The following is an 18,427-nucleotide window of genomic DNA, read 5'->3' as shown; positions in this document are numbered from 1 at the left end:
CGGGACAGAGTCTGTCCTGGCGAGATGTGAAGCAGGACCGACCGGCGAGGAGTTGAACGACCATGCAGTGTCCGAAGTGCCGTGCGCCGATGCACACGTACAACCGCAACGGTGTCCAGATCGAGCAGTGCAGCGGCTGCCGCGGGATCTTTCTCGACTACGGCGAGCTGGAGTCGCTGACCCGCCTGGAAGCCCAGTGGTCCCAGGCCGCCCCGCCGCCCCCGCCCGCCCCGCAGGCCTACCCCGCCCCGCCGGCCCCCGCCTGGGGCGCCCCGCACGGTGGCCACGGGCACCACGGCCATCACGGTCACCACCGCAACAAGAGCTTCGGCCACATGCTGTTCTCGTCGTGACGTGAAGGCGTGACATCACAGGAGCCCCCGGCCGCGAGCGGCCGGGGGCTCCTGTGTGATGTGGACGATACTGGGATTGAACCAGTGACCTCTTCCGTGTCAGGGAAGCGCTCTCCCGCTGAGCTAATCGTCCTCGGGACCATGACCACCGAGTGCATCGGATCATGGGCACTGCGTGCGCGATACTGGGATTGAACCAGTGACCTCTTCCGTGTCAGGGAAGCGCTCTCCCGCTGAGCTAATCGCGCGGGTCGGGATCTTGAAAGATCCAGTGGACGATACTGGGATTGAACCAGTGACCTCTTCCGTGTCAGGGAAGCGCTCTCCCGCTGAGCTAATCGTCCTTGGAGGTGGAGACGGGATTTGAACCCGTGTAGACGGCTTTGCAGGCCGTTGCCTCGCCTCTCGGCCACTCCACCAGGAGTGTAGGGGGCCGGGAAGCCCCCTCTTCCTTCGAGCGGACGACGAGGTTCGAACTCGCGACCTCAACCTTGGCAAGGTTGCGCTCTACCAACTGAGCTACGTCCGCCTGTCGTTTCGGACCGCTCTCGCGGCCCGGCGACGTGTTGAACTCTAGCGGATTCCGGGGCCAGCACAAAAACGCGTTTGTGCAGCGTGCTGCGCTTCCCCTGCTCAGCGAGGTCACAGGGCCGCCCGACGGGACATCCCCCGGCCACCCGCAGGACACCCGCCCTAGACTCGACGGCGTGCTCGACCTCCCTCCTCTCGCCCGCTTCGGTGACCGTGTCGCCACCGGGCTCCTCGACGTCACCGACGATCCCGAAGCCCTGGAGTCCAGCGGCTTCTGGGCCGTCTGCGCGGACTTCGAGGGCCGTCTGACCTGCGCCCGCTTCGCGGAGGTCCGGACGACGGGCGTGCCCGTTCCCGTGCCCGGCGCATGGCGCGGTCCCGCTGCCGGTGACTGGGCGTCCTCGCTCGACCGCGCCGCGTACACGGCCGGGGTGCGGCGGATCCGCGAACACATCGCGGCGGGCGAGGTCTACCAGGCGAACCTCTGCCGGGTGCTCTCCGCGCCCGTCCCGCGCGGCGCCGACGTGGACGCGCTCACCGCGCTGCTGGCCCGCGGCAATCCGGCACCGTACGCAGGAACGATCCGCCTGCCCGGGCACGGTGTGGAGATCGCCACCGCGTCCCCCGAGCTGTTCCTGCGGCGCGACGGCCGGACCGTCGAGTCCGGGCCGATCAAGGGCACCGGCCGCACCGAGGCGGACCTGCTGGAGAAGGACTACGCCGAGAACGTGATGATCGTGGACCTCGTCCGCAACGACATCGGGCGGGTGTGCGCCACGGGCAGCGTCACGGTGCCCGACCTGTGTGCCGTCGAGAAGCACCCCGGGCTGGTCCACCTCGTGTCGACGGTCCGCGGCGAGCTGGGGGAGGGGGCCGGCTGGGCCGATCTGCTCGGCGCGGCCTTCCCGCCCGGCTCGGTCACCGGCGCGCCCAAGTCCAGCGCGCTGCGGATCATCGACACGCTGGAGACGGCGCCCAGGGGGCCCTACTGCGGCGGCATCGGCTGGGTCGACGCCGACCGGGAGGTCGGAGAGCTGGCCGTCGGCATCCGTACCTTCTGGATCGACCGGGCCGACGGCATGCTGCGCTTCGGTACCGGCGCCGGCATCACCTGGGGCTCCGACCCCGAGGGGGAGTGGCGGGAGACCGAGCTGAAGGCGTCCCGGCTGCTCGCGATAGCGTCGGGAGCGTATGAGGTGAGTGGAGAGGACCTGACGTGAAGATCTGGCTCGACGGCGGTCTGCAGGACACCGAGTCCGCCCGCGTCTCCGTCTTCGACCACGGGCTGACCGTGGGCGACGGCATCTTCGAGACGGTGAAGGCCGTGGACGGCCGGGTGTTCGCGCTCACCCGGCACCTCGACCGGCTGACCCGGTCCGCGCGCGGCCTCGGCCTGCCGGACCCGGACCACGACGAGGTGCGCCGCGCCTGCGCCGCCGTCCTCGACGCCAACCCCGTGCCGCTCGGCCGCCTCCGCATCACCTACACCGGCGGCCACGGTCCCCTCGGTTCCGACCGCGGCGAGCACGGCCCGACCCTGGTCGTCGCCCTCGGCGAGACCACCCGCCGCCCCGACTCCACCGCCGCGATCACGGTCCCCTGGACCCGCAACGAGCGCGGCGCGCTCACCGGCCTGAAGACCACCTCGTACGCCGAGAACGTCGTCGCCCTCGCCCGAGCCCGTGAACAGGGCGCGTCCGAGGCCCTGTTCGGTAACACGGTGGGGCAGCTGTGCGAGGGCACCGGGTCGAACGTCTTCGTCGTCCTCGACGGCGAGATCCACACGCCGCCGCTCGCCTCGGGCTGCCTCGCGGGCATCACCCGCGCGCTGACGGTCGAATGGACCGGCGCCAGGGAGACCGACCTGCCGCTGGACGTCCTGGAGCGGGCCGACGAGATCTTCCTGACGTCCACCCTGCGGGACGTGCAGGCGGTGCACCGCGTCGACGGCCGTGAGCTGCCCGGCGCGCCGGGCCCGGTGACCGCCAAGGCCATGCGGATCTTCGACGAGCGGGCCGGGAACGACCTCGACCCCTGAAAGGCCCCGGAAATTCGGCTGACCAGGGCCGTGGTTGCGGGTAGAACACCCCTGATGACCACGACCCTGCGGCCGATCGAGCCGCTTCAGCAGAACGCCGACGGGACGCGCTCGCGCCGCTTCCAGGTGTGTGTGAACAGCCGTCCCGTGGGGGCGATACACCTCGGCACGCACCCCGTCTTCGGCACCGGGGTGGCCCGGATCACGAAGCTGCACATCGACGAACCGGACCGCAGGCGGGGCCGGGGCACGGTCGCCGCACTCGCCGCGGAGGAGGTGGCGCGCGGCTGGGGGTGCCGCCGTATCGAGGCGACGGTCCCCGCCGCATCCGTGGCGGGCCTCCGGCTCGCCACGGCGCTCGGCTACGTCGTCCGCAACCGCGGCATGGAGAAGCGGCTCGGCGACACCCCGCCCGACCTGCCGGAGGGCAGTCGCGCCCGGCCCATGACCGAGGCGGAGTTCGGGCCCTGGCTGGAGAAGGGTCTGGACGACTACGCGCGCAGCTGGATCGAACGGGGCGTCCCGGAGGCCGAGGCCCGGGCCAAGTCGGAGCGCGACCACGCCACCCTGCTGCCCGAGGGCCTCGCCACCCCCGGCATGCTCATCAGCGTCGTCGAGCACCTGGGGACACCGGTGGGCACACTGTGGCTGGCGGTGCGCGAGAGCAGCGCGTTCGTCTTCGACGTCGAAGCCGACGCCGCCCACCGGGGGAAGGGCCACGGACGCACGCTGATGCTGCTCGCCGAGGCCCAGACGATCGCCGAGGGCAGGCGGACCCTCGGCCTCAACGTCTTCGCCGGCAACGCCCCGGCCGAGCGGCTCTACGCCTCCCTCGGCTACGAGACCGAGCAGTACGCCATGTACAAGCCGCTGCTGTAGCGGCCCGGGAGCCGGGCGAGGGCGGTCAGTGCTCCTGCCCGGCCAGCAGCCGGTCCGCGATCTCCTCGACGCGCTCGCGCAGGCCCTCCTGGCTCTTGCCGCCGTCGAGCCGCTCACCGCCGATGACGTACGTCGGGGTGCCGGTGACGCCGATCGCCTTGCCCTCGGCCTGGTCCGCGTCCACGATCAGGATGTGCCGGCCGTCGACCAGCGCGGTGTCGAACTCCTCGGCGTCCAGGTCCAGTTCGCGGGCCACCTCGACCAGGAAGGGTTCCCCCTTACGGGACAGCTCCTCCACCCGCCCCAGCAGGGCCTCCGCGTACGGCCATCCGCGGCCCTGCTCCCACGCCTCCTCCACGGCCTGGGCGGCGGCGAAGGCGTGCTTGTTCTTCTCCAGCGGGAAGTGCCGCAGCCGCAGTTCCAGGCGGTCGCCGTAGCGGGCGCGCAGGGCATGGAGATCGTCCAGCGCGGTGCGGCAGTCCGGGCACTGGAGGTCGCACCAGACCTCGAGGACGGGGGCGGCGGAACGGTCGGAGGAGGAGTCGCTCATGCCGACAGTCTCCCAGCAGTGCGGACCGGGGGCGCAGCCCGCACCGGCACCTGCGGAGGAGGTGACCCGGAGATGTCCCTGATGTCGGGCCGTGGCATGGCCCCCCGGGGTACGGCGGGTGCAGGATGGAAGGGACGAAGTGCCCCGACCCGACCGCGCCACGCCTGGAGGACCGGATGATTGCCGAGACCGTCTGCTCCGCCGTGTCCGCGGCAGGCCTGGGCATTGCGATCGTCACGGCGTACCGCAAGCGCTACCTCGCGGCGGTCCGTATCGCGGCCTACTCCCTCGTTCCGATCGGCCTGGTGATGACGGGAGTCGTCGAATGGCTGGCCGACACGGCGTTCAGCCCGACGGCCTGGGCCGGGTTCGGGGTGCTCGGTGTCGCCTGGGTGCTCTTCATGACCACACGGGCGGTGGAGCGCCGCCGCCGCGGCGGCACCCGCAAGGAGCGCCGGGCGGCGGCCCGCGAGGCCGGCCGGTCCGATGCGGTGGCCCCTGCCGCCGCGGCGCCCTCCCTGGGCCAGGGCACCCGCCCGGCGACCCGGCCGGCGCCGGCGTCCCGCGGCGACGACGACTTCAGCGACATCGAGGCCATCCTCAAGAAGCACGGCATATGACGGGGCACCGCGCCCGGGGCTGAATCGTCACAGTGCGTCCGCGGGTGCGCGGAAGTGATCACAACCCGACCCGGACCTCACGGAATCGGCGCACTCCCGCACGGAACGAGGGCGCTGATCGCGTCCGGCGGGGCGACTGCGTCATCATCGCCGCGAGATGCTCGACACGACGAAACAGAGCGACCCCGCACCGCCGCAGGACGAGCCACGTCCCCGGCGGGACGAGCCGCGTGGTTGCCTCTTCGCCCTGTCCCAACCACCGCTGATGATCTTCCTGGCGGTGATCGGGAGCCTGCTGCTCATGGCCTCGTTGCACGATCTGCTGTTGCTGTGAGCCGTACCCGCGGTACCCGGCGCCATCCGCCGGGGCCGCGTCGGCATCGACGTCCTGTGCGACCCCGGGACCCGGCGACGGCGTCAGCCCGCCGCCTCCTTGCGGCGCGCCCGGTACGCGGCCACGTGCAGCCGGTTTCCGCAGGTGCGGCTGTCGCAGTAGCGCCGTGAGCGGTTGCGGGACAGGTCGACGAAGGCGCGCCGGCAGTCGGGCGCCTCGCACCGCCGCAGCCGCTCCTGCTCGCCCGCGACCACGAAGAACGCCAGCGCCATGCCGCAGTCGGCGGCCAGATGGTCGGCGACGGAGGCGCCGGGCGCGAAGTAGTGCACATGCCAGTCGTAGCCGTCGTGGTCCGTGAGCCGGGGCGTGGTGCCGGCGGCCGCGACCAGTTCGTTGATCTGGCCGGCCGCGGCCCGGGCGTCCGGGGCGGCGAAGACGGCGGCGAAGCGCTCGCGGATCTTGCGCACCGCGGAGAGGTCGAACTCCGAGAGCACCCCGACATCGCTGATCTCGTGGTTCCGCACGAAGTCCATGAGGGTCGCCACGTCCGGCAGCCCGTCCGACTCCGTGTCGTCCTCCGGTGCGGTGTTCACCAGATCGACCACGGTGTCGAGGGCGCACCGGGTGTCGTGGGTGATCAGCACGATTTGCTCCCTGGCCTGAGGGTCGGGCGGGCGCCCGCCGATGCTGGCCGATGGTAACGGCTCCACCACCGCCGGACCGCCCTCATGCCCGCACATGGCTTCGAATACAACGCCGCCGGGCCCGCCGGGGTTCCCGCGCCTCGGCAGCGGGGGAGGGGCTCAGGACGCGAACCGGCGCCGTACCGCGTTGAGCCGCGGTAACGGCGCCGGTGTCATCCCATGTGCGGTTGTCCAGGCCCGAGCCGTCTCCCCGAGTCGACGGCGCCGGGCGGCTTTGTGGGGGCCTCGCCCTAGCTTTCCGCCAGGATGTGCGAGAGCTCCTGGTCGAGGTCGAAGTGCCGGTGTTCCGTGCCGGGCGGCACGGCGGCGTCGGTCCGCTTCAGGAAGGACTCCAGGGCCCGCGCCGGGGCCTCGAGCAGGGCCTCGCCCTCCGGCGAGCTCAGGGCGATGCACACGACGCCCTGACCGTGACTGCGCGACGGCCAGACGCGGACGTCGCCGGTGCCCGTAGGGCGGTGAAGCCCCTCGGCGAGGAGGTCACGGGCGAACACCCACTCGACGGTTTCCTCGGCTCCGGTGTGGAAGGTGGCGTGCACGGCGTAGGGGTCGGCCGTGTCGTACCGCAGGCCTGCGGGGACAGGCAGGGAGGACTCGCTCGACACAACGAGGCGCAGGTGCAGCTCGCAGCTGACCGTGGTGTTCATAAGCGCCAGGGCCTTTCGCTCAGTGTGCGCTCGGGGATTCGCACGTCGGCGAAATCGACATGCCACCTACGGTGCCGTTGTAAACCCCTCTGAGTGTTTTGCGTGCCTTTACGTAACTCTTCCGGCCGAGAGATCGTTCGCGTCGTGCGTCCATTCCGGTGACTGGTTTCGCTCGGGTAGTGTTTGGTCGTATGAATACGGGGAGTAACGAGCCGGGCGAGGTGGCCGTGGCGTCGGACGAGACGGGGACGGGCGAGGTGCACGGCGAGCAGGACCGCGGGCTCGGCTCGCGGGCGCCGGAATTCATCAAGGCTCGTCGGGCGCTGCACGTGAGCTGGCAGGTCGGCGTTTTCATCATCGGGCTCGCGGTCGTCGTGGCCGGCATCATCATGCTGCCCCTTCCCGGGCCGGGCTGGGTCGTGATCTTCGGCGGCATGGCGATCTGGGCGACGGAGTTCGTCTGGGCCCAGCTGGTGCTCCGCTGGACCAAGCGGAAGGTCACCGAGGCCGCCCAGCGTGCCCTCGATCCCAGGGTGCGGCGCCGCAACATCATCCTGACGTCGATCGGGCTGGTGATCGTGGGCGTGCTGGTCGGCTTCTATCTGTGGAAGTTCGGCATCACCATGCCGTGGAAGATCAAGGACCAGTGAGCGTCACAGGCACCCCCTGACATGGGGTAATGTTCTTCCTGCGTCCGGGCGATTAGCTCAGTGGGAGAGCGCTTCGTTCACACCGAAGAGGTCACTGGTTCGAACCCAGTATCGCCCACCCGGACCGGCGGCCCACCTGCGCAAGCGCAGGTGGGCCGCCGTCGTTGTGCCTGCCGGGACACCGCGCGCCGGGCTCCGTCCGGGCCGGGGCTTCCAGGTGTCCGGCGGTGCTCCTCCGCCGGGCGCTCGCGCCCGCCTCGGTAACGCAGAGTTCCGCCCGCCGAGGGCTGCCGCGCCCCCTGCCGAGCGGGCCGTGCCGGGAGCCTGCGGGAGGGGGTGCATCGGACTGGCAGGTGGCGCGACCGTCCGGGGGAGCCGGGCGTCAAGGGGCGCCCCGCGAGTCGATCAGGCGGAGGCCGAGATCCGCCCGTCGGGCCGGCCAGGACCCCGGGAACGCCGCCCCTGCCCAGGGACCCGTTCGCGCCGCCGCCCCACCCGCGACGCCCCCACCCCGACGCCACATGGCTGAAACGAGCCCCCGCCCCCGCAGCTCCTCCCGCCACCCCCACCGTCGACTTCCGGTCGCGCCCGAAATCGGCCCGGCTCGCCCCTCCTTGTTCGGCGCCTCGGCCACCCGGCCGCCACCAGCGACATCGCCGGACCCCGCCCCGGGACCCACCTCCCCGCCCCGCTCCGTCACCCACGGCTTCGCTAAGAAAATCTTGTCCGAATCATTGACGCACTCTCAGCCCCTCCGTACCTTGTGCCAGCAAGCGCTTACTTGAAACGATTCATGCGAGCGGGACGACGTGCGGGGAGGTCCAACCGTGGTGAACGGCAGGAATGTTGAGAGACGTACGATCCTGAAGGCGGCCGGAGCCACGGCAGCCACGCTGGGGTTGGCCGCGACGACCGGGTGCGGCGGTGACGGAGGGACCTCCGCGGACGGGACGGTGACGATCCGTTATGCGTGGTGGGGTGCGGAGGATCGCGCCGAGAGAATCAACAAGACGATCGAGCTCTTCCACAAGAAGTACCCGAAGATCAAGGTGAAAACGGACTTCCAGCCTTATCTCGACTTCTGGAAGAAGTTCAACACCCAGGCCTCCGGCGGGAATCCGCCGGACGTGTTCCAGAATGCGATCGGCTTCCTCCGGAAATACGACGCGAAGAACGTCCTGCTCGATCTCAGCGAACAGGCCGAGGCCGGCAACCTCCGGATGGAGGGATTCCGTGCGGGCCTCGAGAAGTTCGGCGAGATCGACGGCAAGCTCCTCGGCGTCCCGGTCGGTTCCAACTCGATGGCCCTCGTCATCGACAAGCCCGTCTACACCCGCGCCGGAGTCAAGCCGGAGCAGGGCTGGACCTGGGACGACTACCACGCGGCGATGAAGAAGATCCGCGATAAGACGGGGCGGGCCGGTGACACCGGCCCGTACAACGTCATGTATCTCTACGACCTCTACCTGCGCCAGAACGGCAAGGCGTTCTTCACCGAGGACGCGCTCGGCTTCACCGAGGCGGATCTGACGGACTGGTGGACGAAGGCCAAGGAAGGCGTCGAGGACGGCAGCTACGCCAACCAGAAGAAGGTCGCCCAGATCAAGCCCAAGTCGGCGGTCGCCGGGGAGCTCTCCGGCGGCGAGTTCACCTGGGACAACTTCACCGTCCGCTACACCTCCGAGGGCAAGAGCGAGTACGGTCTCGCCCCCATCCCGACCACGGACGGCAAGAAGACCGGCCAGTACCTCGGCTCCCTCATGCTGAGCGCCTCCAAGCGCACCCAGCACCCCAAGGAGGTCGCCCAGTTCATCGACTTCATGGTGCACGACCCCGAGGTCGCCAAGATCATGGGCTACGACCGTGGCGTGCCCGCGACGCAGGCGCAGTACGACGCGTACAAGCCGACCGACGAGGTGAACAAGGCGATCGCCGCCTACGAGGAGTCCCTCGTCAAGGCGGGCGTCCTGGAGCCCATCACCCCGCACCCGAACGGTGCGGACGTGTGCGAGGCCGCCTTCCTGCGCATCGGCGAGGAGCTCGGCCTGGGCAAGCGCTCGGTGGCGGAAGCCGTCAAGCAGTTCTTCACCGAGTCGAAGACGGCTCTCGGCACCTGATGGGAACCACCGTGACACACGCCCCTGCGATGGAGGGCCTGTCCCAGGACTCCGAGCCGCGGCACGGTCCGGTGAAGCCCGAGCGCCCCGCCGCCCTCAAGCGGCGGCGGCGCCGGGAGAACCTGGCCGGCTATCTCTTCATGTCCCCGTGGATCGCCGGGTTCCTGCTGCTCACAGCGGGCCCGATGATCGCCTCGCTCTACTACGCCTTCACCGACTACAACCTGTTCGACGCGCCCAAGTGGATCGGTCTCGACAACTTCTCCGAGATGTTCGGCGATCCGCGCTGGCGCCACTCGGTGCAGGTGACGCTCTGGTACGTCGCCGTCGGGACACCGCTGAAGCTGATCGCCGCCCTCGGCGTGGCGCTGCTGCTCGCCCAGAGCCGGCGCGGGCAGGCCTTCTACCGGGCCGCCTTCTACGCTCCCTCGCTCATCGGCGCGAGCGTCTCCGTCGCGATCGTCTGGAAGGCGATCTTCTCGGACGACGCGATCGTCGACCGTACGCAGAAGATCTTCGGCATCGACGTCGGCGGCTGGACCGGCGACCCGGACATGATCATCTACAGCCTGGTGGCGCTCACCGTCTGGCAGTTCGGCGCCCCCATGGTCATCTTCCTGGCCGGCCTCAAGCAGGTCCCGCGCGAGCTCTACGAGGCGGCCGAGGTCGACGGGGCGGGCAAGCTGCGGCGGTTCTGGAACATCACGCTCCCGATGATCTCCCCCGTCCTCTTCTTCAACGTCCTGCTGGAGACGATCCACTCCTTCCAGATCTTCAGCTCGGCGTACATCGTCGGCGGCGGTGCGGGCGGCAACGCCTGCGGTCCCGCCGACGGCTCGATGGTCTACACCTGCTACCTCTACGTCCAGGGCTTCGAGAACAGCCGGATGGGTCTGGCCTCAGCGATGGCCTGGCTGCTGCTCGTCGCGGTCGCCCTGGTGACGGCGGTGCTGTTCTGGACCCAGAAGCGCTGGGTGCACTACGAGGAGGGCGCCCGATGAGCGCGCAGGCCACCACCGACGTCAAGCCGTCCGGCTCCGGGGCGTTGCGGCACAAGCTGCCCGGCTCCCTCGCCTGGCACCTCGGGTCCCTGCTGGTCCTCGCGGTGATCCTCTATCCGGTGGTCTGGGTCGTCGGCGGGTCCTTCAAGAAGAGCGAGGACATCGTCGGCAGCCTGGACCTTCTGCCGAGCGACCCCGTCGTCGCCAACTACAAGAGCCTCGCCGACGGCATCGCCGACATCTCGGTCTCCACGTTCTTCTACAACTCGCTCTTCCTCGCGGTCGGTTCCGTCATCGGCATCCTGGTGTCCTGCTCGCTGACGGCGTACGCCTTCTCCAGGATCAGGTTCGCAGGCCGCAATCTGCTGTTCACGCTGATGATCGGCACGCTCCTGCTGCCGTACCACGTGCTGCTGATCCCGCAGTACGTGCTGTTCCGCAACATGGAGATGATCAACACCTACACACCGCTCCTGCTGGGGAAGTACCTGGCCACGGAGGCGTTCTTCGTCTTCCTGATGGTGCAGTTCATGCGCAACATGCCCAAGGAACTGGACGAGGCGGCCCGGCTCGACGGCTGCGGGCACTTCCGGATCTACTGGTCGATCGTGCTGCCGCTGAGCCGGCCGGCCCTGATCACCAGCGCGATCTTCACGTTCATCAACTCCTGGAACGACTTCATGGGCCCGCTGATCTACCTCAACGAGCCCGACAAGTACACGGTCTCACTCGGCCTGAAGATGTTCGTCGACCAGGAGGGTCTGGCCAACTACGGCGGCATGATCGCCATGTCACTGGTCGCGCTGCTGCCGGTGCTCGCCTTCTTCCTGGCCTTCCAGCGCTATCTGATCGACGGCATGGCCACGTCGGGTCTGAAGGGCTGAGGCGGGCATGGCCGGGACACGGGTGAAGGCACGGGGCGAGTCGGTGTTCGCCAAGGGGGCGTCCCCTGCTCGAGCGGAGTCGAGAGCTTGGGGAAGGTTCGCGGTGTTCGCCGAGTGTCTGCTGACCGGTGTGTGGATCGCGGTGGCCTCACTGGGAGTCGTCACCTATCCCGCCGCGTTCGCCGCCGGGGCACGGCATCTGCGGCGCAGTACCGCCCATGAGGGCGGTGGCCGACGGGAGTTCGTCGCCGACTTCCGCACCGCCCTGCGCGGCGGGTGGCTCGCCGGGGTCGCCGGGTGGGCGGCGGTGGCAGCGGTCTGGGTGGATGTGCGGGCGGCCCGGGCGGAGATTCCCGGTGGGCCGCTCGTCGGGGCCGTCGGCGTGGTCGCGCTCATCGGGCTCGTCGTGGCAGGGCTGCGTGCGGCGGCGGTCTGGGAGCCGGGCGCACGCTGGCGGGCGCTCCTCGCGCACGCCGGGCGCCGTACGGTGCTCGACCCTGCCGGGTCCTTCCTGATCGTCGGCGGGCTGGCCGTGGTGGCCGTGTCCGCCTGGTTCGCCGCGCCGCTGGCGCTCCCCGTCCTCGGGGCCGTGGCGGCGGCGGCCGTCGCCGTGGAGGAGCGGTACCGGCACCGCTGAACGCCGGTGCCCTCCCTGTTCCAGGTCGGCGCTCCGGCGCCGCACCTCTCTCTGTCATGCCCCTGACCAGCGTACGGATTCGCTTCCCGCACGGACAAGGAAAGGCAGCATCGCCATGTCTCCCATCCCCCGCAGGTCCCTCCTCAAGGCGGCCGCCGTCACCGGAGCCGCCGCCCAGGTCAGCTGGGCGCTGGGCGCGCAGGACGCCCAGGCCGCGCCCGGAGCCGAGGCGGCCGACGCCGACCCGGTGACCCTGGACTGGCTGGAGGACGGCGGCCTCGGCGCCGCACCCGGCTCCACCGTCGGTGTGCCCTGGCCCAAGGGCGCGTACCAGAAGGACCAGACCTTCGCGCTGACGGACGCGGGCGGCACGGCCGTGCCCGTGCAGTCCTGGCCGATCGCCTACTGGCCCGACGGCTCCCTCAAGTGGACGGCGCACGCGGTCGCCTCGGGCGACGGCAAGCTCACCCTCGCCGCCGGGACGCCCGCCGCCCCGGAGAAGAAGGTCACCGTGCAGAAGCGCGGCGGTGCCATCGACATCTCGACCGGCGTCATCACCGCGCGGATCGGCACGTCCGGCTCCACGCTCGTCAAGTCCGTCACCCGGGGCTCCACGGAGATCGCGAAGAACGGCCGGCTCGTGCTGATCCGCCAGCCCGAGGTCGAGGACGAGGACCAGGGCGCGGTCAGGACCGAGCGCTTCGACGGCGCGATCTCCAAGGTCGAGGTCGAGCAGGCGGGCCCGGTCCGCGCGGTCGTCCGCATCGACGGCAAGCACCGCAAGGGCGGCCGCAGTTGGCTGCCCTTCTCGATCAGACTCTACTTCTACGCGGGCGCCGACTCCTTCCGCATGGTGCACACCATCACCTACGACGGCAAGCAGGAGCCGGGCAAGGCCAGTGGCGACTTCATCCGCGGTCTCGGCGTCCGTTTCACCGTGCCCCTGCGGGACGAGTCGTACGACCGGCACATCCGCATCGGCGGCGACGGCACCGGGCTGCTGCGCGAGGCCGTCAAGGGCATCACCGGACTGCGCCGGGACCCCGGAGCGGCTGTGCAGGCGGCCCAGTTCGAGGGCAGGAAGCTGCCCGACCCCGCCACCTGGGACCAGCGGGTGACGACCCGGCTGCAGTACATCCCCGAGTGGGGCGACTACACCCTCTCGCAGCTGTCCGCCGACGGCTTCACGCTGCGCAAGCGCACCAAGAAGGGGCACGGCTGGGTCGCCGCGGGCGGTGGCCGGCGCGCGTCCGGCTTCGGGTACGTCGGCGGGGCGAGCGGTGGGTTCTCCTTCGGGCTGCGCGACTTCTGGGAGAAGTTCCCCGCCCAGCTCGACATCCGGGACGCCCACACCGACGAGGCCGAGGTGACCCTCTGGCTCTGGTCGCCCGAGGCGCAGCCGATGGACATGCGCTTCTACCACGACGGCATGGGCCAGGACACCTTCCCGGAGCAGCTCGAAGGCCTCAACATCACCTACGAGGACTACGAGCCGGAGTTCGGCACCCCGTACGGCATCGCCCGCACCTCCGAACTCCTCTTCTGGGCCAACGAGACGACCCCGAGCCCCGACCGGTTCGCCGAGCAGGTCGAGGCCGTCCGTGTGCTGCCGCAGCTGGCCGCTCCGCCCAAGCAGCTCATCAAGGCCAAGGTCTTCGGCCCGAACCTGTACTCCGAGCCCGACCGCTCCACCCCGGCCAAGGCGAAGATCGAGGACCACCTCGACTTCCTCTTCACCTACTACAAGGACCAGGTGGAGCAGCGCCGCTGGTACGGCTTCTGGGACTACGGCGACATCATGCACACCTACGACACGTTCCGGCACCAGTGGCGGTACGACATCGGCGGCTACGCCTGGGACAACTCCGAGCTGTCGCCGGACCTGTGGCTCTGGTTCGCCTATCTGCGCTCCGGCCGCTCCGACATCTTCCGCTTCGCCGAGGCGATGACGCGGCACACCGGCGAGGTCGACGTCTACCACCTGGGCACATGGGCGGGCCTCGGCACCCGCCACGGTGTGCAGCACTTCGCCGACAGCGCCAAGCAGCAGCGCATCGCCAACACCACCTACCGGCGCTACTACTACTTCCTCACGGCGGACGAACGCGTCGGCGACCTCATGCACGCCAACGTCGACTCCGACGAGACCTTCCTCGCCCTCGACCCGCTCCGCAAGATCCGCACCGAGCCGTACACTCCCGACCGGCACGCCCTGTCGATCGGCTTCGGCACGGACTGGAGCGGCCTGGTGTCGGCCTGGCTGACGGAGTGGGAGCGCAAGGGCCCCCAGTGGGAGAAGGCCAAGGCCCGCGTGCTGTCCACGATGGAGACCATCGCCGCGCAGCCCAACGGCTTCGTCCAGGGCAGCGGTCTCTACGACCTCGACACCGGCAAGTTCGCCGTCGCCGGGGCGGCCAAGGTGGAGGTCTCGCACCTGTCGGCCGTCTTCGGCCTCAACGAACTGTGCGCCGAGCTCATCGACCTGGTCGACATGCCGAAGTTCAACGAGGCGTACTTCGACTACTGCCGCTACTTCAACGCCACCAAGGCCGAGCAGAAGGCACGCTACGGCTCCGACTTCGGCAGCCTGCTGCTGTTCCAGGGCCACTCGCGCCTCGACGCGTACGCGGCCGTCAAGACCGGCGACGAGAAGCTCGCCAAGCGGGCCTGGGAGAAGTTCTACAACTCCGACGGCTACAAGGAGTCCGCGCCCTGGAAGACGGAGAAGCTGAACGGGCCGGTCGCGCTGGTGGCGGGCAGCGAGGCCACCTGGGTGTCCACGAACGACACCGCGCTGTACGGCCTCGCCGCCATCGAGAACCTGGCGCTGCTCGGCGACAAGATGCCGTAGCGGGAAGCCGGACGAGCGGTTCCCGTGGCGACGCCTCGGCGGGAACCGCTCGTCCTAGTCGATGATCTGGTTGAAGAACAGGACGGCCGGGGCCACCACCCCGCCGCCGACGCTCACCGCGACCGGCCACATGTTGCCGGCCAGCGCCGCCAGAACAGTGGCACCGACGCCGACCAGGGCTGCCAGCAGGAAGACGATCGCGGTGCGCTGGCTGAGGAGCGGTCCGTCCCCGCCGGGCCGCCGGCGGTTGGCCTGTGCCACCTCGGTGCCCTTACCCGACGCCGTGAACGGGTTCGTACTCCCGCTGCCGGCCGGGGACGTCGTGCCCGTCCGGGCCCGGCACGTCCCACGGATCCTGCGCGGGACGCAGGAGTTCGAAGCGGACACCGCCGCCGTCACCACGCGACCTGACCCCGTACACGGCGGGTTCGGGCAGGCTGTTGTAGTGGAAGGGCGTCGAGAAGTAGTAGGCGCCGGTGTCCGGGACGGTGATGAGGTCGCCCGGTTCCAGGAGCGGCAGCGCGCGGTCACGGGCCAGCAGGTCCCCGGCGAAGCAGGCGGGTCCCGCGATGTCCTGGCGGACCGGTCCGCCCCGCTTGGCCCCGCCGCTCCCGTCGTGCGCCTCGATCCGCAGCGGCCAGGCGTCGGGGTTGAAGACCGTCCGGGTGGCCACCTGCACACCGGCGTGGGTGACCGCGATCGGCCGGCCGCCCATGCTCTTGGTGTACTCGACGTACGCGGCGGTGAACCCGTTCTTGGCGAGGACGGACCGCCCGAACTCGGTGACGATCTCGTACCCGCCGGAGAACAGGGCGGGAGCCTGGGCGCGCACCTGCCGGACGTACATCTCGAAGGTCGGCGTGGTCTCGTCGTCGGCGAAGTTGACGGGCAGTCCGCCGCCGATGTCGATGCCGACGACCTGGCGCCGCCCGAGCGAGGCGTTGACCTCCTCGGCGAACGCCACGGCCTGCCCGACCCCGCCGGCCATGAGGTCGAGCGGGCAGCCCTGCGAACCGGCGTGCGTGTGCACCCAGGTCAGCCACGGGTGGTCGTGGTAGGCGCGCAGCAGCCGCTGCCGGCTCCCCGGGTCCGCCAGGGGGACGCCGAACTTCGAGGTGCTCGTCGCCGTGCTCATCGCGGCGATGCTGCCGCCACCGAGCTGGGAGTTGACGCGCACCCCGATCCGCGAGACCGGGACGCGGCCGCCCAGCACCCGGTCGATCCTCGCCAGTTCCTGGTAGTTGTCCGCGTTGACGGCCACACCCAGGTCGAGGGCGTGCCGCAGCTCGGCCTCCGTCTTGGCGGGGGAGTCGAAGACGATCCGGTCCGGCGCGAATCCCGCTGCCAGCGCGCGGGCCAGCTCACCCGCGGTGGCCACCTCGCACCCCATGCCGAGCCGCCGCAGCTCCGCCAGCACCGGCACCAGGCAGTTCGCCTTGGCGGCGAACGCGTGCAGCACACGCGGTGCGGAGGGGAAGGCGCGGTGCAGGGAGGCGACGGTCGCGGCGACGCCGTCGAAGTCGACGAAGGCGGCCAGCTGGGACCGCCCGGCGTCCAGCAGTCCCTGCCGTACCGCTTCCTGGAGGATCCGTGTCCGCCGCTCGGCGGCGGGGGTCAGTCCGGTCATGGTGAGCCTTCCGGTGTCGTGGGCGAGGCGCCCGGGGCCGCCCCGGGTGGAACACCAGGCTGCGGCCCGCACCGGGACGGCGTCTTCGTCGAGTCGTCAAAGACCCGCGCCTCACATACGGCAGCCGGGAGCAACAACTCCTCTGCCAGGCCGAGGCGTTGGGCGATACGACAAAAGGAAGGCCCTGCGATGGTGGCCCCGGCCGAACGGCGGCCGGCCCGCCCCCGCTCGTGTCTCGGTGCCGGACGCTCAGGGGCGTGCGCAGTCGGCCTCTCCGCCCAAGCGCAGCTGCACCTGGGCGAGCAGCCGGGCGTCGGGACTCTCCAGGTCCAGCCCCGACACCTGCCTGATCCGGCGCAGCCGGTAGCGCAGACTGTTGGCGTGCACGCCCAGCGCACGCGAGGCGGCGGACACGTCACCGAAGTGGTCGAGGTAGGCCCGCAGGGTCTCCACCAGGCAACTGCCGCCGTGATCGGCGTCGAACTCCCTCAGCCGGGCCACCGAGGTCCGCGGTGGCAGCGTCACCTCGCGCAGCGCCTCGACGACCTGGAGGATGCCCACGGTGTCCGCGACGTCCTCGCTCCGCGCGACGGCGTGCGGTCCGTCGGCCGCGAGGAGCGCCTGGAGGGCCCGCTCGGCCGACCGGCGTGATGCGGGCGCCCCCGCCAGGCCGGGGGCCACGTCGCCGAGCCCGGCCTTCACCGGCGAGCCGATCGTCGCCGACAGCTGATCGGCCAGTGCGCTCCCCAGTCGCCTCACCTGGCCGTCGGCCCGCCGGGCCTCGCGCTCCAGCCCACTGACCAGCACCCAGGCCCCACCGCCCGCCGGGACCACCACGACGCGGTGGCCCAGCGCCGCGCAGTGCAGGGTCAGCAGGCCGTACAGCCACGAAGGACCGTCGTCCGCGGGGTGGCCGGACCCGATGCCCACCGCCAGGACGGCACAGGGTTCCCGGGGCGGCAGCGAGGCCCGCTCCGCGAGCACCTCGACGGACCCACGGTCCTCCAGGAGCGCCCGGGCCGCATCCTCCACCAGCCGGCCGTCCGAGCTGTGGGTGCGGTGGTGGAGCAGGTGGGCGGCGGCGGTCCGGGCCGCCGCGCGCAACGTCTCTGCGGCGTTCGGCGCCAGCGGGCGGCCGGCCACCGCCGCCACCCAGATGGACCCGAGCGCCTCTCCGCCCGCCCGCACGGCGCCCACCAGACGCTCCGGGTCCTGCCCGTGGGCGGGCCGGTGCAGCACATCGCCCGCACCCCACAGCGCCTGGAAGAACCCCGCCTCCCGCATGGCCGCCACCCGCCAGGGCGGCACCCGGCGGCCGAGGATGGTCAGCCGGCGCATCTCGTCCACGTTCTCCTCGGTGGACGAGTACGCCAGCACCCGAGACTCCGTGTCCTCGATCGTCACCGAGCCTCCCACCAGGGCGGCCACCGCATCGGCAAGTGAGTCCAGATCGCCCAGGGGCACGCCGCTGGTGGCGGGCATCGGGGGAGCACCCGCCGCGGCCAGCCCGGCCCTCAGGACCCCCACGAGCTGTGCCCAGGTGCACCAGGCGGTGCGGAAGAGCACCGCGGTGCCGCTCTCCTCGGCGGCCGACTGCAACGCCTTCGTAGTGGGCTCCGGCCGTCCCGGGCCGAACACCACACCCGCCGCACCGGACTCACCTGCCCGGCGCACGACGTCGACCGCATGCGCCGAGCCAGGGTCGACGCCGACGGCGAGCAGTAACTCCCGCGGTCTGATGGCCGGTTCCAGGGCGTCCAGCACATGCACACCGGTGACCTGCGTCCGCAGCCCCTCCGGGGCCGTGTGCAAGTCCACGGCTCCCGCCCCCACCACCGAGAGCAGGCGCTCCAGTGTCCCTTCGTCCCCGACGCCCGCGCCCCGGCCCGCCGATTCCCCCAGGTCCGTCATGATGCCCCCCGCCTCCGCCCGAGCGTGCCGCTGTCGCGGCGGCCGATCGGAGAACGTATGACATCACGGGACTTGTCCGCAGTCGAGACGGCCTCG

The 18,427-nt window shown here is 70.8% G+C and carries 18 protein-coding genes and 6 tRNA genes; 13 read left to right on the top strand and 11 right to left on the bottom strand.

Features of this window, described 5'->3' with window-relative positions; all coding sequences use genetic code 11:
- Positions 1–62: 62 nt before the first annotated feature.
- A complete protein-coding gene (locus IE153_RS10220) occupies positions 63–353 on the top strand; it encodes a TFIIB-type zinc ribbon-containing protein (RefSeq protein WP_107458274.1) in 291 nt (96 codons plus the stop codon).
- A 61-nt stretch (positions 354–414) separates the two neighbouring features.
- On the opposite strand, the gene IE153_RS10215 is transcribed toward IE153_RS10220, so the two are convergent.
- The 5 genes from IE153_RS10215 to IE153_RS10195 form a co-directional block, all read right to left on the bottom strand.
- Positions 415–486 (bottom strand) — tRNA-Val (locus tag IE153_RS10215).
- A gap of 43 nt (positions 487–529) precedes the next feature.
- Positions 530–601, bottom strand: a tRNA-Val gene (locus IE153_RS10210).
- 24 nt (positions 602–625) lie between these two features.
- Positions 626–697 (bottom strand) — tRNA-Val (locus IE153_RS10205).
- A 1-nt stretch (position 698) separates the two neighbouring features.
- A tRNA-Cys gene (locus IE153_RS10200) sits at positions 699–772 on the bottom strand.
- A 37-nt stretch (positions 773–809) separates the two neighbouring features.
- A tRNA-Gly gene (locus IE153_RS10195) sits at positions 810–882 on the bottom strand.
- 178 nt (positions 883–1,060) lie between these two features.
- On the opposite strand from IE153_RS10195, the gene IE153_RS10190 reads away from it, so the two are divergent.
- Genes IE153_RS10190 through IE153_RS10180 form a run of 3 tightly spaced genes read left to right on the top strand, consistent with a single transcriptional unit; the run spans position 1,061 to position 3,801 of the window.
- Entirely contained in the window at positions 1,061–2,104 is a 1,044-nt protein-coding gene (locus tag IE153_RS10190) for a chorismate-binding protein (protein ID WP_189589420.1), read from the top strand.
- Positions 2,101–2,922 carry an aminotransferase class IV gene (locus tag IE153_RS10185; protein WP_189589419.1) on the top strand — a complete coding sequence of 274 codons (822 nt, stop codon included), beginning with the start codon at positions 2,101–2,103 and terminating at the stop codon, positions 2,920–2,922. The genes IE153_RS10190 and IE153_RS10185 overlap by 4 nt, the downstream gene beginning before the upstream one ends.
- 54 nt (positions 2,923–2,976) lie before the next feature.
- The gene (locus tag IE153_RS10180) at positions 2,977–3,801 is read left to right on the top strand and encodes a GNAT family N-acetyltransferase (protein ID WP_189589418.1); all 825 of its coding nucleotides are present in this window, start codon (positions 2,977–2,979) and stop codon (positions 3,799–3,801) included.
- Positions 3,802–3,826: 25 nt separating this feature from the next.
- On the opposite strand, the gene IE153_RS10175 is transcribed toward IE153_RS10180, so the two are convergent.
- Entirely contained in the window at positions 3,827–4,351 is a 525-nt protein-coding gene (locus tag IE153_RS10175; RefSeq protein WP_189589417.1) for a DsbA family protein, read from the bottom strand.
- A gap of 176 nt (positions 4,352–4,527) precedes the next feature.
- Here IE153_RS10175 and IE153_RS10170 point away from each other — a divergent pair, with 176 nt between their 5' ends.
- Both IE153_RS10170 and IE153_RS10165 read left to right on the top strand, forming a co-directional pair.
- Entirely contained in the window at positions 4,528–4,971 is a 444-nt protein-coding gene (locus IE153_RS10170; protein ID WP_189589416.1) for a hypothetical protein, read from the top strand.
- A 157-nt stretch (positions 4,972–5,128) separates the two neighbouring features.
- Entirely contained in the window at positions 5,129–5,305 is a 177-nt protein-coding gene (locus IE153_RS10165; protein WP_185009190.1) for a hypothetical protein, read from the top strand.
- A gap of 83 nt (positions 5,306–5,388) precedes the next feature.
- Here IE153_RS10165 and IE153_RS10160 read toward each other — a convergent pair whose 3' ends face one another.
- A complete protein-coding gene (locus IE153_RS10160) occupies positions 5,389–5,949 on the bottom strand; it encodes a CGNR zinc finger domain-containing protein (protein ID WP_189589415.1) in 561 nt (186 codons plus the stop codon).
- A gap of 290 nt (positions 5,950–6,239) precedes the next feature.
- A complete protein-coding gene (locus IE153_RS10155) occupies positions 6,240–6,653 on the bottom strand; it encodes an SsgA family sporulation/cell division regulator (RefSeq protein ID WP_004002642.1) in 414 nt (137 codons plus the stop codon).
- Between the two features lie 191 nt (positions 6,654–6,844).
- Between IE153_RS10155 and IE153_RS10150 the strand changes: the two genes are divergently transcribed.
- The 7 genes from IE153_RS10150 (at position 6,845) to IE153_RS10120 (ending at position 14,793) form a co-directional block, all read left to right on the top strand.
- On the top strand, positions 6,845–7,303 hold the full coding sequence (locus IE153_RS10150) for a TIGR02611 family protein (RefSeq protein ID WP_031109812.1): 459 nt from the start codon (positions 6,845–6,847) through the stop codon (positions 7,301–7,303).
- Positions 7,304–7,349: 46 nt separating this feature from the next.
- A tRNA-Val gene (locus tag IE153_RS10145) sits at positions 7,350–7,421 on the top strand.
- Between the two features lie 709 nt (positions 7,422–8,130).
- Positions 8,131–9,420 carry an ABC transporter substrate-binding protein gene (locus IE153_RS10140; RefSeq protein ID WP_189589414.1) on the top strand — a complete coding sequence of 430 codons (1,290 nt, stop codon included), beginning with the start codon at positions 8,131–8,133 and terminating at the stop codon, positions 9,418–9,420.
- Positions 9,420–10,421 (top strand): carbohydrate ABC transporter permease, encoded by a 1,002-nt coding sequence (locus IE153_RS10135; protein WP_189589413.1) that lies wholly within the window; start codon positions 9,420–9,422, stop codon positions 10,419–10,421. The genes IE153_RS10140 and IE153_RS10135 overlap by 1 nt, the downstream gene beginning before the upstream one ends.
- Positions 10,418–11,305: a carbohydrate ABC transporter permease gene (locus IE153_RS10130; RefSeq protein WP_142165008.1), complete on the top strand. Its 888-nt coding sequence runs from the start codon at positions 10,418–10,420 to the stop codon at positions 11,303–11,305. Before IE153_RS10135 ends, IE153_RS10130 begins: the two co-directional genes overlap by 4 nt.
- A 7-nt stretch (positions 11,306–11,312) precedes the next feature.
- A complete protein-coding gene (locus IE153_RS10125) occupies positions 11,313–11,942 on the top strand; it encodes a hypothetical protein (RefSeq protein ID WP_189589412.1) in 630 nt (209 codons plus the stop codon).
- 115 nt (positions 11,943–12,057) lie between these two features.
- Entirely contained in the window at positions 12,058–14,793 is a 2,736-nt protein-coding gene (locus IE153_RS10120) for an exo-rhamnogalacturonan lyase family protein (protein WP_189589411.1), read from the top strand.
- Between the two features lie 54 nt (positions 14,794–14,847).
- Here IE153_RS10120 and IE153_RS10115 read toward each other — a convergent pair whose 3' ends face one another.
- The 3 genes from IE153_RS10115 to IE153_RS10105 form a co-directional block, all read right to left on the bottom strand.
- Complete coding sequence (locus IE153_RS10115; protein ID WP_189589410.1) at positions 14,848–15,054, bottom strand: hypothetical protein; 207 nt, start codon at positions 15,052–15,054, stop codon at positions 14,848–14,850.
- Between the two features lie 10 nt (positions 15,055–15,064).
- Complete coding sequence (locus tag IE153_RS10110; RefSeq protein WP_189589409.1) at positions 15,065–16,420, bottom strand: type III PLP-dependent enzyme domain-containing protein; 1,356 nt, start codon at positions 16,418–16,420, stop codon at positions 15,065–15,067.
- Positions 16,421–16,669: 249 nt separating this feature from the next.
- Positions 16,670–18,331, bottom strand: a complete 1,662-nt coding sequence (locus IE153_RS10105) for a helix-turn-helix domain-containing protein (RefSeq protein ID WP_189589408.1) — start codon at positions 18,329–18,331, stop codon at positions 16,670–16,672.
- Between the last annotated feature and the right edge of the window lie 96 nt (positions 18,332–18,427).

Origin of the sequence: Streptomyces massasporeus (genome assembly GCF_014648995.1) — a bacterium.
GTDB classification, from domain to species: Bacteria; Actinomycetota; Actinomycetes; order Streptomycetales; family Streptomycetaceae; genus Streptomyces; species Streptomyces massasporeus.
Note: the sequence above shows the minus strand (reverse complement) of the source record. Positions and strands in the feature narration are given on the sequence as shown.

Excerpts from the sequence above, each read along its gene's own strand:
- IE153_RS10110 (WP_189589409.1), bottom strand. The coding sequence starts at position 16,420 with ATGACCGGACTGACCCCCGCCGCCGAGCGGCGGACACGGATCCTCCAG.
- IE153_RS10220 (WP_107458274.1), top strand. The coding sequence starts at position 63 with ATGCAGTGTCCGAAGTGCCGTGCGCCGATGCACACGTACAACCGCAAC.
- IE153_RS10175 (WP_189589417.1), bottom strand. The coding sequence starts at position 4,351 with ATGAGCGACTCCTCCTCCGACCGTTCCGCCGCCCCCGTCCTCGAGGTC.
- IE153_RS10135 (WP_189589413.1), top strand. The coding sequence starts at position 9,420 with ATGGGAACCACCGTGACACACGCCCCTGCGATGGAGGGCCTGTCCCAG.
- IE153_RS10130 (WP_142165008.1), top strand. The coding sequence starts at position 10,418 with ATGAGCGCGCAGGCCACCACCGACGTCAAGCCGTCCGGCTCCGGGGCG.
- IE153_RS10180 (WP_189589418.1), top strand. The coding sequence starts at position 2,977 with ATGACCACGACCCTGCGGCCGATCGAGCCGCTTCAGCAGAACGCCGAC.
- IE153_RS10105 (WP_189589408.1), bottom strand. The coding sequence starts at position 18,331 with ATGACGGACCTGGGGGAATCGGCGGGCCGGGGCGCGGGCGTCGGGGAC.
- IE153_RS10120 (WP_189589411.1), top strand. The coding sequence starts at position 12,058 with ATGTCTCCCATCCCCCGCAGGTCCCTCCTCAAGGCGGCCGCCGTCACC.
- IE153_RS10150 (WP_031109812.1), top strand. The coding sequence starts at position 6,845 with ATGAATACGGGGAGTAACGAGCCGGGCGAGGTGGCCGTGGCGTCGGAC.
- IE153_RS10165 (WP_185009190.1), top strand. The coding sequence starts at position 5,129 with ATGCTCGACACGACGAAACAGAGCGACCCCGCACCGCCGCAGGACGAG.
- IE153_RS10125 (WP_189589412.1), top strand. The coding sequence starts at position 11,313 with ATGGCCGGGACACGGGTGAAGGCACGGGGCGAGTCGGTGTTCGCCAAG.
- IE153_RS10170 (WP_189589416.1), top strand. The coding sequence starts at position 4,528 with ATGATTGCCGAGACCGTCTGCTCCGCCGTGTCCGCGGCAGGCCTGGGC.
- IE153_RS10155 (WP_004002642.1), bottom strand. The coding sequence starts at position 6,653 with ATGAACACCACGGTCAGCTGCGAGCTGCACCTGCGCCTCGTTGTGTCG.